Raw genomic sequence first — 11,407 nt, 5'->3', positions numbered from 1 at the left:
TTGTAGGTCCCTGCCAACTGCAGGCGAACCACGCGAAGGGCTTGCGGGCTTTCTCCCTTGAGTCGCACCCCCTCCACCGTCCTGCCCGGGCTTCGGCCCGGGCATCCACGACTTGGGATCTCTCCATCACGCCAGCGTCGGATAGAGGTCTTCCCACTCGGGATTGTGCTCCTGGATGAGCCTCACCTTCCAGGCACGTGGCCAATGCTTGATGTTGTGTTCCCGCTGGATGGCCCAATAGACATCCGGATAGTGGTCGTACCAGACCAGCCGCGTAAGGCCGTAGCGCTTGGTGAAGCCGCCGATCAAGGCGGTGCGGTGTTCCCAGGCGCGCCGCTCCAAGTCCGAAGTCACACCGGTGTAAAGCGTCCCGTTGGGACGATTCGACATCATGTAGACCCAGCCACCGCGCATGGTGCCGAGCGTCTGTGTTCAGCCGTGCCGCCGCAACGAACGAGAAGCTGCAATCCGCCCGCCTCTGCACACACCATTGCAAGTCGTGGGTGCCCGGGCCGGAGCCCGGGCAGGACGGCGGAGGGGTTGGCGAGAACCTTGGACCGGAGGCGTACTGCAGCCAACGCGGTTCCGCCGCGACTTCTGAAGCTGGCCTCGCCCTCCCAGCCGTCCTGCCCGGGCTCCGGCCCGAGCATCCACGACTGGGGATCTGTCCGTGCCCCTGCCTCGGGCCGAAGCCAAGCCAGGACGGTGGAGGGGGCGCGGCCTCTTCCTGTCGAGGGCTCGCTCTACCGCTCGTGGCACGCCAGCAACCGCCCATCCGCCCGCGCGACCAGCGGCGGCGCCTCCGTGTGGCATCTCTCCTTGGCCAGCGGGCACCGGGGCGCGAGGGCGCAGCCCGTGCCCATGCCGGCTACGCTCGGCGGCTCGGCGGCTTCCGGGGACCAGCCTTTGCGCAAGCGGGGGTGGGCCGGTGGGGCGGAGCCGAGCAGGCGTTCGGTGTAGGGGTGGCCGGGGGCGGTGAAGAGGAGGTCGCGGGGGGCGATCTCGACGATGCGGCCGAGATACATCACGGCGACGCGGTCGCTGATGTGGCGCACGACGCCGAGGTCGTGGGAGATGAACAGGTAGGAGAGGCCCATCTCGGCCTGCAGCGACACGAGCAGGTTGAGGATCTGCGCCTGGATCGACACGTCGAGCGCCGAGACCGGCTCGTCGCAGACGATGAGCTCGGGCCCGATGGCGAGCGCGCGGGCGATGCCGATGCGCTGGCGCTGGCCGCCGGAGAACTGGTGGGGGAACTGGCTCGCCTGGTCGGGGCGCAGGCCGACACGCTGCATGAGGTCGGCGACGCGGGCGCGGCGCTCGGCGGCGGTGCCGACCCCGTGGATGTCGAGCGGGGCGCGGATGATGTCGGCGACGCGCTGGCGCGGGTTGAGCGAGGAGTAGGGGTCCTGGAAGACGATCTGCAACCGCCGCCGGCTCGCCTTCAGCGCCTCGGCGGAAAGCCCGGTCACGTCCTGCCCGCCGAGCCGGATCGCGCCCCCCGTGGCGCGCACGAGGCTGGTGATGGCCATGGCGGTCGTCGTCTTGCCGCAGCCGGACTCACCGACCAGCGCCAGCGTCTCCCCGCGCTCTACGAAAAAGCTCACGCCGTCGACGGCGCGCACGGTGCCGACCGTGCGGCCGAAGAGGCCGGCCTTCACGGGGTAATGGACCTTGAGGTCCTCGACCGCGAGCAGGGGTTCAGCCATCGGCGACCTCCCAGCAGGCGGCGAGGTGGCCGGCGCGCTTTGCCTCGAGTGGCGGCTCCTCGCGCCGGCAGCGCTCGGTCGCGAGCGAGCAGCGGTTGGAGAAGGCGCAGCCCCGCGGCAGGTCCCACAGCGGCGGCACCGTGCCGCCGATCTCGGTGAGGGCCGCCTTGGCCGCGCCCGCCTCGAGGCTCGGCGCGGCCTTCATGAGCGCGCGGGTGTAGGGGTGCAGCGGCTCGTCGAAGAGCGCCATCACCGGCGCCACCTCGACGCGCCGGCCCGCGTACATGACGATCACGGTGTCGGCCATCTCGGCCACCACGCCGAGGTCGTGGGTGATGAGCACCAGCGCCGTGCCGAGCCGCCGCTGCAGGTCGCGGATGAGGCCGAGGATCTGCGCCTGGATGGTGACGTCGAGCGCGGTGGTCGGCTCGTCGGCGACGAGCACCGCCGGATCGCAGGCGAGCGCGATGGCGATCATGGCACGCTGGCGCATGCCGCCCGACATCTGGTGCGGGTAGAGCCGCGCCTTGGCGGCCGGGTCCGGCATGCGCACGAGCGACAGCAGCTCGACGGCGCGGGCCTGCGCCGCCGCGCCGCCCAGCGAGAGGTGGCGCTGCAGCACCTCGACGATCTGGTCGCCCACCGTCATCACCGGGTTCAGCGCGGTGAGCGGCTCCTGGAAGATCATCCCGATCCGCTCGCCGCGGATGTCCTCCAGGGCAGGCCGCGGCAAAGCGAGCACGTCCGCGCCCTCGACCGCGATGGCGCCGCGCACGATGCGCGCCGCCGGCGGCTGCAGGCGCAGGAGCGACAGGGCGGTCATCGACTTGCCGCAGCCCGACTCCCCGACGATGGCGAGCGTCTCCCCTCGCGCCACGGCGAACGCCATGTCGCGCACCACGGGGAAGGACCCGCCGTCCCCGTCGATGACCACGTCGAGCCCGGTGACCGAAAGCGCCGGGGCCCGCTGGGGAGAGGCTTGCGTCACCGCCCCGGCCTTCAGGGCTGCGCGCCGTTCATGTCGCCGACCATGTAGCCGTAGTCGCCCGACTCCACGAGGTTCCGCGACAGGTGCGAGAGGATCATGATGCCCTCGTCGTAGGGCGTCGGGATCTCCTCCAGCACCTCGAAGGTGTAGGGGCTGACGACGCGCCCGAGCAGCTGCCCCTTGCGGATCACTTCGCCGAGCGGCGGCGCGAGCGTCTCGAGGATGCCGGCCTGCGTCGGCCGGATGGTCTTGATCGCCGGCACCACGACCTGCTTCGGCGGCGGCACGACGTCGCCGTCGATCACCTTGAGCTGGCGCAGCATGTTGAGGAGCCCCGCGATGCCGCGCTGAACATACGGCTTCTGGTCGACGATGCCGCCACCGAGCTCCACCACCACGACGGGGATGTTGCGCCGGTCGAGCGTCACGACCTTTGTGGTGCCGGAGAAGGTCGTGCCCTCGCGCGTCTGCACCGGCCGGTAGAGCACCTTGGAGCCGAAGCTGCGCGACAGCGCCTCGTCGTTCCAGATGTAGATGTAGTCGACGGTCGGGCGGTCCGTGCCGGAGTGGAAGTCGAGATGGACGTCGATGACCTCCAGGAACTCGCGCGTGATCGCGGCGGCGAGCTGCTGGGTGTAGTTGCCCTTGGGATCGCCCGGGAACTCGCGGTTGAGGTTCAGCTCGTCGATGGGCGTGAAGCGGTGGTTCACCGCATAGGCGCGCGGGTTGGCGACGGGCAGCAGCACGAGCTTGCCCTTGATCGGCAGGGTCGGGAGCATCCGGAAGAGCTCCAGGATGATCTCCGTGCCGGTGGGCTCGTTGCCGTGGATCGCGGCCGAGATGCCGACGGTGGGGCCGGGCTGCGAGCCGGTGATCTCGTGGATCGTGAGATACGCATCCGTCCCGTCCGCGTGGGTCGTGAATTTCGGCCGGCGGATCGTCATGGTGTTGGTCATGGTCAGGACCCTTTTTGCGAGGATGTGGAGCGGCCCGCGCGCGAGAGCTGGCGGGGATCGAGGAGGTCGCGCAGCCCGTCGCCCAGCAGGTTGAAGGCGAGCACGGTGAGCATGATCGCCATGCCGGCGACGATGGAGAGCCACGGTTCGGAGCGGATGAAGCGGGTGCCGTAGGCGAGCGTCCAGCCCCAGGTGGGCTGAGGCGGCGGCACGCCGAAGCCGAGGAAGCTCAGCGCGGATTCCGACAGGATGGCGGTGCCGAGCCCCAGCGTCGTCAGCACGATGATGGGCCCGACCGTGTTGGGCAGGATTTCCTTGGTGATGATGCGGAAATGCGAGGCGCCCAGCGCCCGCGCGGCGGTGACGTAGGCCTGCTCGCGCAGCACCAGCGTCGCCGAGCGCACCACGCGCGCATACTCGGTCCAGAACACGATGATGAGCGCGATCGAGACGTTGAGCACGCCCGGGCCCATCACCGCGACGATGGCGAGCGCCAGGATGAGCGCCGGGAAGCCCAGGAACACGTCGGTGACGCGCATCAGCACGAGGTCGATCCAGCCGCCGAAATAGCCGGCGACGAGCCCGATGGCGCTGCCGATGGCGGCCGCCGCCGACACCGAGATGAGCGCGATGGAGAGCGAGATCCGCGCGCCGAAGATGATGCGCGTCCACAGGTCCCGCCCGAAATTGTCGGTGCCGAGCCAGTGGGCGGCCGACGGCATGGCGAAGCGCTCGCGCATGGCCATCTGCTCCACCGGATGCGTCGCGAGCCACGGCGCGAACACCGCGGCGCAGACGATGAGCGTCGTCAGCACGCCGCCGACGAAGAGGGAGGGGTGGGCCAGCGCGCGCTTCAGCATGGCCGCCTCACCCGAGCCTGACGCGCGGGTCGATCAGCGCGTAGGAGAGGTCGACGAGGAGGTTCACCAGCGCGAACATCATGGCGTAGGTGAGCACGATGCCCTGGATGAGCGGCAGGTCGCGCTGGCCGATGGCGGCGATGGTGAGCTGCCCGAGCCCCGGCCAGCCGAAGATGCTCTCGGTGAGCACCGCCCCGCCGAGCAGCGCCCCGAAGCGCAGCCCGATGACGCTGACGACCGGCAGCAGCGCGTTGCGCAGCGCGTGCCGCACGATGACGCGTGGCCGGCGCAGCCCCTTGGCATAGGCGGTGCGCACGAAGTCCTCGCCCAGCACGTCGATCATGGCCGTGCGCACCAGCCGGCTGATGATCGCCGCCGAGTTGACGCCGAGCGCCAGCGCCGGCAGCACGAGATGCGACAGCGACTTGAAGAGCGGCGCGGGGTTGCCGGTGAGCGCCATGCCGAGCGCGGTGACGAGCGGCTCGCCGCGCCCGATGGAGGGCAGCCAGCCGAGCTTCACCGCGAAGGCCAGCATGAGCAGGATGCCGAGCCAGTAGACCGGCATGGACACGCCGAACTGGGCGAGCAGCATGGAGGCGGTGTCGATCCAGCTGCCCCGGAACATGGCGGCCGCGACGCCCAGCACGAAGCCGATGACGATGGCCACCACCAGCGCCGCCAAGGCGAGCTCCACGGTGGCGCCCAGCCGCTCCCCGATGATCGAGGCCACCGTCTGGTTCTGGAAGATCGAGCGCCCCATGTCGCCCTGCAGCAGCGCCGCGAAGTAGCCGCCGAGGCGGACATACCACGGGTCGTCGAGGCCGAGGCTCGCCCGCAGCCGCGCGATGTCCGCCGCCGAGGCCTCCTGGCCGAGCAGCACGGCGGCCGGATCGCCCGGCACGAGCAGCAGCAGGCCGAAGGTGACGATCACCATGCCCGCCGCCATCGGCACGAACAGCGCCAGCCGCCGGATCGTGTAGGTCAGCATGGGGGGAGGGGCCTTGTTTCAAGGTCCATGCTCACCCCCTCAGCCGTCATGCCCGGGCTTGGCCCGGGCATCCACGACTTTGCCTGGGCCGACCCGAAGTCGTGGATGGCCGGGCCAAGCCCGGCCATGACGGACGAGGGGGGCGAGAGATGATGGGTTCGTGTTCGAGGTGCTCGTCCTCCCACCCCCACGGTCCTCATCCTGAGCAGGCCGCGGAGCGGCCGTGTCGAAGGACGCACGACCGTGCCGCTGCCGGCATTCTGCGTCCTTCGACACGCCGCCTGCGGGGGCTGCTCAGGATGAGGAGATCGGGGGGCGGGAGAGGAAACCACTCGCACGTTCTTACTTCGCCGCCATCCCCAGCACGTTGCGCAGATACCCCCGCGGGTTCACCTCCAGCGCACCGAGCGACTTGGCGTAGAACACCTGGTAGCCCTGGTAGGAGAGCACGTAGTAGGGCAGCTCGTTGGCGATGATGGTGGCGGCCTTCTGGTAGGCGGCCTTGCGCGCCTCGAGGTCGAGGGACTTGCGCCCGGTCTCGAGCAGCTGGTCGACCTCGGCGTTGGAGTACTTGCTCCAGTTGAGCGGGCCGTTGGTGATGAACTGGCCGTACATGAGCCGGTCCGGGTCGACGATGTTGAGCCAGCCGAGCAGCGCCACCTGGTGCTGGCTCTTCTGCACGTAGCCGGTGGAGAAGGCCGGCCAGTCGGTGATGCGGATCTGCGCCTCGACGCCCGCCTGCTGGAAGGCCGCCTGCATGAACTCCAGCGTCTGGACGCGATTGGGATCCTCGTTGTGGGTCGAGATCGTCACCTGCAGCTTCTTGCCGCCCTTGTCGCGGATGCCGTCGCCGTTCGAGTCCTTCCAGCCCAGCGCGTCGAGCGCCTTGGCGGCCTCGGCGGGGTTGTAGGTCGGCTGCTTGATCGAGGCCGAATAGGCCCAGGAGGAGGGCAGCAGGATGGAGCTCGCCTCCTGGTCGACGCCCCGGTAGAGGTCGCCGACGATGCTCTTCTGGTCGACCAGCATGGCGAGCGCGCGGCGCAGCGCCGGGTCGGACACCGCCGGGTCGCCCACGTTGAAGTTGAGGTAGGTGATGCCGAGCCCGCTCGTGACCGCGTTGCCATAGGCGGCGTTGGCCTGCAGGCGCTTGATGTCCTGCGGCGAGAGCGGCGACTGGATGAGGTCGAGGTCCTTCGCCTCGAAAGCCTGGGCGCGGGCGGTGTTGTCGCCGATGACGACGAGCTGCAGCTCCTGCGTCTTCGGTGCGCCGCCCCAGTAGCCGGCATTGGCCGCCAGCGTGATCTTGCTGCCGCGGTTCCAGCTCGCGAGCTTCATGGGCCCGGTGCCGACGGGCTTCAGCCCGATGTCGGCGCCGCCCTCGACCGCCTTCTTCGGCACGATGCCCATCTCGAGATAGCTGAGCAGCGGCGAATAGGGCGCGGACAAGGTGAACTTCACCGTCTTGGCGTCGACCGCCTCCACCTTGGCGATGGGCGTGAAGAGCGCGCGCAACGGCGCGTTCATCTCGGGCTTCAAGAGCGTCTGGTAGGTGAAGACCACGTCGTCGGCGGTGAAGGGCGAGCCGTCGTGGAAGGTCACGCCCTCGCGCAGCGTGAAGATCCAGGTGAGCGGATCCGGGTTCTCCCACTTCGTCGCGAGGTTCGGCATGGGCTTCAGGTCCGGCGAGAGCCGCACCAGCCCGTCATAGATGAGATCCGTGACGCGGTAGGCCGAAGTGTCGCGGGCGAGCCGCGGGTCGAGCGTGCCGGCGTCGACGTCGAGGCCGACGCGCACGGTGGCGGGCGCCTGGGCGAAGCTAGCGGCCGGCGCGGCGAGAAGGCCGAGCGACAGGCAGGTGGCGGCGAGAAGAGTGCGGCGAAGCATGGTCATTCCCCTCTTGTGGCGTGCTTTCGGCGGGTTGCCGGTGTCTTGGTGCTGGTCGTGTCGGGCGAAGGCTCTGCAGGCGCGGCGGCCCCGCGCGCGCTGCGCAGGCCCGCCAGGAACGGCACCAGCACGCGGCCGAGCTCGGCCGGATCGGGCGTGTGCCGGTATTCGAAGGAGTGGGTGCCGGGCGCGGCCAGCTCCGTCACGTCGTCCGCGCCCGTGGCGTAGACGACGACCGACCGGTCGGCGAGCGTGCGGGCGAGCCCGGGCGCATCCGACCGTGTGACGAGGATGTCCGACACATGCGGCGCAAACTGCCGGATGCTCGGGCGCATGATGGCGATGTATTCCTCGAAGCGCGTCACGGCCGCGATCCGGTCGCGCGGGTCGAGCCCGGCGAGCGCCCGGCGCGTCGCCTCCGAGGGGATGAAGCGCAGGCCCAGCGCGCGCGCCTCCGGCACGATCTTCTCGAGCTCGCCCTGCCGGTGCAGGAAGGTGAGCACCGCATCCGCCTCCCGGCAGCGCCGCCGCTCGCCCTCGTCCGCCCGCAGCGCGTCGAGCGTGGTGAAGTCGATCCAGTCGTCCGGCGCCAGGAAGGGCCGGATCTCCTCGACATAGTCGCGCGTGGGCCCGGCGAACACGCCGACGAAGAGCAGCCGCAGCCCGGCATGCAGCCGGCGCACCTGCATCCGCGTGCCGATCATCGTCATCAGCGCCTCGCGCCCGATGCCGAGCCGCCCGGCGCGCGCCAGCACCCCGTCGATCGCCAGCTGCAGCGCCGCCGTCTCCGGATCCGGTGTCGCAATGCGCTGGGACGGCCGCGTCACGAACGCCCCCAGCCCCTTGCGCACGACGATGAGGCCGGCCTCCGCGAGGTCCTTGTAGACCTTGTTCACGGTCATGGTGGCGAGCCCCACCATCTCGGCGAGATCCCTCACGGAGGGAAGCCTGTCCCCGTCAGGCATGGAGCCTGACGAGATCGCATAGGCGATCAACCCGTAGAGCTGGCGGCCGACCGGGACGGGGAGCGACTTGTCGAGGTGCGTGTGGTCGAGGGGAAACATGCCGAGCGCCCGCGTGTGCTAGGACGGTAGCACACGGCGGGGAGGGGGCAAGGGGGATCCAATGAAAGGTTCTTGGTCCCAATACATCGGCGAGCGATTGTTTGGCCCTGCTGGTCCGGGAATCAACGCTGTTAGACCGCTAGTACACGTCAATCAGATAGGTATCTGTCTCCCCCAAGAGCTATCCACGAACGCAAGGTGACCAGGAGCGCAAAAGTTGTCAGTCCGAACAAGAGAAGTGGGCCGACAACCGGAAAGAACGTTGTGGTTGATAGACAATCGAACCCGTCCTTGAAAGAGCCGGCCAAGCGAAATGCGTCACCCAGAAGCGGCCTGTCGCTATAGCCTTCTGGAATCTTAAATAGATTTTTCCCGCCTTCGGCTACAACGATCAGTTTCTTGTCTGGGCCAGAAGCGCAGATCTTTCCTCGAGACAAGAACACATCCCAAAAATGGAAGAGGGAATATACTGGCGCTACCGAGAAAACGATGAAGGCAAGCGTCTGAGCTGATGCTCCCACACCCACAGAAGGAGCGGCATCAAACAACCGAAAGGCGTACCGCTCTCGCCAGGACCTTCCCCCCCGAAGTGCGTGCTCGTGAAGAATGGGCCCGGACAGCAGGAGGAGCACGGCCATAAAAAGCACTCCCCACATTCCAACGACTGCGTCGGGCGTTTCCGGAGAAAATTTTATCTCGAAAGGGGTTCCGATCTTAGGATCAATTTGGGCGCCCTGCGTCTTACCAAACGCAATCACCATGACAAGGAACGTCACGGTTGACAGCGACATCCAGATCTTGCGCAATGTCGCACGACTCGTGCCATTCACGACCTCATCATGGTCTGGATCTTCTACAGTTTTGTTCATGAGTGCGCCCCCAGAGGTTCATTTACGGAATGAAACGGAAGGTAGGTTCAAGATACAGCAAACATCGAATTCAGGCGCAAGTGAACTCAAAAAAGAATAGTTGGTTCGTCCTTCAACGGATAGCCATCATTGCTCCCTGCGTAAAATTTCACAAAAGTTCATTGTTTAAATCGGACGAGGCGGTCGTTGTTACTTAATAAATATTTCGGTCACATCAATATTCAAATTGCTCCGCTTGCCATGGTGTGGTAGGGCTCAGCGAAGTCGAAACAGGGAAAGGAGATCGACATGCGACTGTACGGGCTTGTCTTCGTTTCTCTCCTCGTTCCGAGTGCTTGCTTGGCTGACTACGTTTGTCCCCCGAGTTCGGACGTATGTTCGTATGTCGTGAATACAGGGGAGACGGACAAGGTGGGAGCAGGTGGTGGTGGGAAAACAGCAGATAAGGCGGAGTGGATCATCGCTCCTGATGGCAAGTACCTTGTGAATGGCAAAACGCGCATCGTATCACAAAACGGGCGCGCACCGGTTTGCAATATAGAGAAAATGGACGGCACGCAGACCCGGAAAATTCAGGGCATAACCGTAGTGTTGCACAAGAAGTATCTTGTTCGAGCGCGCGTTGAGACCGGGTCTGGGATGCAGAACGTCGGGCGGACGGCTCACATGCAGTGCGGCTTCGATGCAGAAGTAGTCAGTCTTCCGAACTAGTCAAGATCCAGATCATCTTGAATCGAGCTGGTCGAAAGCATGGCAAAGCCCCGCTCTGTTTGCTTAGTAGGGCTTCGTATCGGAAAGTGGAAGCTGGAGAGCGGTTATGTTGCTTTGCAGCTGGGTCCGAACATGGTCGCCAGCGTCTGGCGCTAACGTCCGTCGATTCATGTTGCTGAAGCGCCGTCACTTCCTGATCCAGCGCGCCAGACGCTTGGGCCGCCCCGTCACGAACGCCCCAGCCCATTCTGCAAGATGATCAGCTCCGCGTCCCCCAGGTCCTTGCAAGCACTGTTCGCGCACGCTCTCATTCCGAGCTCACGCCTAGGTTTCGTTGCCCCCCTCACCAATCAAACACCACTCCCGCAAACCGCTCCCTCAACCCCGCCCGCAGCGTCTCGTCGTACAAATTCCCCAGCGTCCCATACCGGATCGCCAGCGGATTGAGCGTCCCCCACATCAGCGCATTACACGCCACCATCACGAGGTCGGCCTCGTCGAGGCTGGCCTTGAGGATGTGGGCGTAGGACAGCCGGTCCTGCGGCCCCAGCCCGTTGGCGGGGTCGTCGATGACGGCGAGCGTGACGGAGAGGGTGGCGAGCCAGGCTTCGATGCCGCTGCGGGCGGCGGGGTTGCCTTCGCCGTGGCGGCTCCAGGCGTCCATGATGGCGGGCAGCGCGGCGTCCGGGTGCTGCTGGGTGGCGGCGGTGACGTGGGCGAGGAGGTCGCGCTTGGCCTGCTGGCCCATGGCGTCGCCCACGCGGATGGCCTGGTTGCGGGTTTCCAAGAGGTCGAGCATGCGGAAGAAGCGGCTGTCGAAGAGCTGGCGCGCCATCACGGCGCGGGTGTCGCGCAGCTCCTCCTGCTGGGCGGCGAGCTCCTTGGCCTGGATGGCCAGCGCCTTGCGCTGCAGCCAGCCGGTCCACCACACGGCGCCGAAGGCGAGCGCCGTGAAGAGCGCGGTGAGGCTGCCGAACATGTCGCCCGACTGGCCCATCGCCTCCAGGTCGCCGCGCGGCCAGAGCCGCAGCCCCAGGGCGATCATCATGGGCCAGATGGCCCACACCAGGCTGATCGCGAGAAGGATGATCGCGAGCGTGCGCGGCGAGCCGGTGTCGGCCGCCTTGGGCTCGCGCGAGGCCGGCTCGGGCATCTTGGGCCTGGATTCGTCCACGGTGTCTGGCTCCCGTCCCGGTGGGCGCACGGACGCCGCTGTCCATGAGCCCGGCCGTTCCTTCATCGCGCCCCTGCGCGGTGCCGGTCAAGGCGGGGAGGGGGCCCTTGTTGATCCGCCTCCACCCACATGGTTCTCCATGGCTGAGAGCGTTTTCCCTCCCCTGCAGGGGAGGGTGGATCGCGCGAAGCGCGAGACGGGTGG

The 11,407-nt window shown here is 67.3% G+C and carries 11 protein-coding genes; 1 reads left to right on the top strand and 10 read right to left on the bottom strand.

Annotated elements, in window-relative coordinates; translation table 11 throughout:
• Nucleotides 1-126 precede the first annotated feature (126 nt).
• The 9 genes from Q0Q47_RS30475 to Q0Q47_RS30435 all read right to left on the bottom strand — a co-directional run bounded on the left by Q0Q47_RS30475 (nt 127) and on the right by Q0Q47_RS30435 (nt 9,318).
• Nucleotides 127-414, bottom strand: coding sequence for a GIY-YIG nuclease family protein (locus Q0Q47_RS30475; RefSeq protein ID WP_293868864.1), 288 nt, complete (start codon nt 412-414; stop codon nt 127-129).
• 329 nt (nt 415-743) lie between these two features.
• Nucleotides 744-1,709, bottom strand: a complete 966-nt coding sequence (locus Q0Q47_RS30470; protein WP_293868862.1) for an ABC transporter ATP-binding protein — start codon at nt 1,707-1,709, stop codon at nt 744-746.
• Nucleotides 1,702-2,643 (bottom strand): ABC transporter ATP-binding protein, encoded by a 942-nt coding sequence (locus Q0Q47_RS30465; protein WP_293868866.1) that lies wholly within the window; start codon nt 2,641-2,643, stop codon nt 1,702-1,704. Before Q0Q47_RS30465 ends, Q0Q47_RS30470 begins: the two co-directional genes overlap by 8 nt.
• A 65-nt stretch (nt 2,644-2,708) precedes the next feature.
• Entirely contained in the window at nt 2,709-3,653 is a 945-nt protein-coding gene (locus Q0Q47_RS30460; RefSeq protein WP_293868860.1) for a succinylglutamate desuccinylase/aspartoacylase family protein, read from the bottom strand.
• 2 nt (nt 3,654-3,655) lie between these two features.
• Nucleotides 3,656-4,513 carry an ABC transporter permease gene (locus tag Q0Q47_RS30455; protein WP_293868858.1) on the bottom strand — a complete coding sequence of 286 codons (858 nt, stop codon included), beginning with the start codon at nt 4,511-4,513 and terminating at the stop codon, nt 3,656-3,658.
• Between the two features lie 7 nt (nt 4,514-4,520).
• Entirely contained in the window at nt 4,521-5,501 is a 981-nt protein-coding gene (locus tag Q0Q47_RS30450; protein WP_293868856.1) for an ABC transporter permease, read from the bottom strand.
• A gap of 342 nt (nt 5,502-5,843) precedes the next feature.
• Nucleotides 5,844-7,385: an ABC transporter substrate-binding protein gene (locus tag Q0Q47_RS30445; RefSeq protein ID WP_293868854.1), complete on the bottom strand. Its 1,542-nt coding sequence runs from the start codon at nt 7,383-7,385 to the stop codon at nt 5,844-5,846.
• Between the two features lie 2 nt (nt 7,386-7,387).
• Nucleotides 7,388-8,449 carry a GntR family transcriptional regulator gene (locus Q0Q47_RS30440; protein WP_293868852.1) on the bottom strand — a complete coding sequence of 354 codons (1,062 nt, stop codon included), beginning with the start codon at nt 8,447-8,449 and terminating at the stop codon, nt 7,388-7,390.
• A gap of 149 nt (nt 8,450-8,598) precedes the next feature.
• Entirely contained in the window at nt 8,599-9,318 is a 720-nt protein-coding gene (locus Q0Q47_RS30435; RefSeq protein ID WP_293868850.1) for a hypothetical protein, read from the bottom strand.
• Between the two features lie 288 nt (nt 9,319-9,606).
• Here Q0Q47_RS30435 and Q0Q47_RS30430 point away from each other — a divergent pair, with 288 nt between their 5' ends.
• On the top strand, nt 9,607-10,029 hold the full coding sequence (locus tag Q0Q47_RS30430; RefSeq protein ID WP_293868848.1) for a hypothetical protein: 423 nt from the start codon (nt 9,607-9,609) through the stop codon (nt 10,027-10,029).
• 343 nt (nt 10,030-10,372) lie between these two features.
• Here the strand turns inward: Q0Q47_RS30430 and Q0Q47_RS30425 are convergent, their stop codons facing one another.
• A complete protein-coding gene (locus Q0Q47_RS30425; protein ID WP_293868846.1) occupies nt 10,373-11,203 on the bottom strand; it encodes a hypothetical protein in 831 nt (276 codons plus the stop codon).
• Nucleotides 11,204-11,407: the final 204 nt, after the last annotated feature.

The organism is uncultured Alsobacter sp. (genome assembly GCF_945952055.1).
GTDB lineage: Bacteria > Pseudomonadota > Alphaproteobacteria > Rhizobiales > Beijerinckiaceae > Alsobacter.
Note: the sequence above shows the minus strand (reverse complement) of the source record. Positions and strands in the feature narration are given on the sequence as shown.

Excerpts from the sequence above, each read along its gene's own strand:
- Q0Q47_RS30445 (WP_293868854.1), bottom strand. The coding sequence starts at position 7,385 with ATGCTTCGCCGCACTCTTCTCGCCGCCACCTGCCTGTCGCTCGGCCTT.
- Q0Q47_RS30430 (WP_293868848.1), top strand. The coding sequence starts at position 9,607 with ATGCGACTGTACGGGCTTGTCTTCGTTTCTCTCCTCGTTCCGAGTGCT.
- Q0Q47_RS30460 (WP_293868860.1), bottom strand. The coding sequence starts at position 3,653 with ATGACCAACACCATGACGATCCGCCGGCCGAAATTCACGACCCACGCG.
- Q0Q47_RS30455 (WP_293868858.1), bottom strand. The coding sequence starts at position 4,513 with ATGCTGAAGCGCGCGCTGGCCCACCCCTCCCTCTTCGTCGGCGGCGTG.
- Q0Q47_RS30450 (WP_293868856.1), bottom strand. The coding sequence starts at position 5,501 with ATGCTGACCTACACGATCCGGCGGCTGGCGCTGTTCGTGCCGATGGCG.
- Q0Q47_RS30475 (WP_293868864.1), bottom strand. The coding sequence starts at position 414 with ATGCGCGGTGGCTGGGTCTACATGATGTCGAATCGTCCCAACGGGACG.
- Q0Q47_RS30470 (WP_293868862.1), bottom strand. The coding sequence starts at position 1,709 with ATGGCTGAACCCCTGCTCGCGGTCGAGGACCTCAAGGTCCATTACCCC.
- Q0Q47_RS30435 (WP_293868850.1), bottom strand. The coding sequence starts at position 9,318 with ATGAACAAAACTGTAGAAGATCCAGACCATGATGAGGTCGTGAATGGC.
- Q0Q47_RS30440 (WP_293868852.1), bottom strand. The coding sequence starts at position 8,449 with ATGTTTCCCCTCGACCACACGCACCTCGACAAGTCGCTCCCCGTCCCG.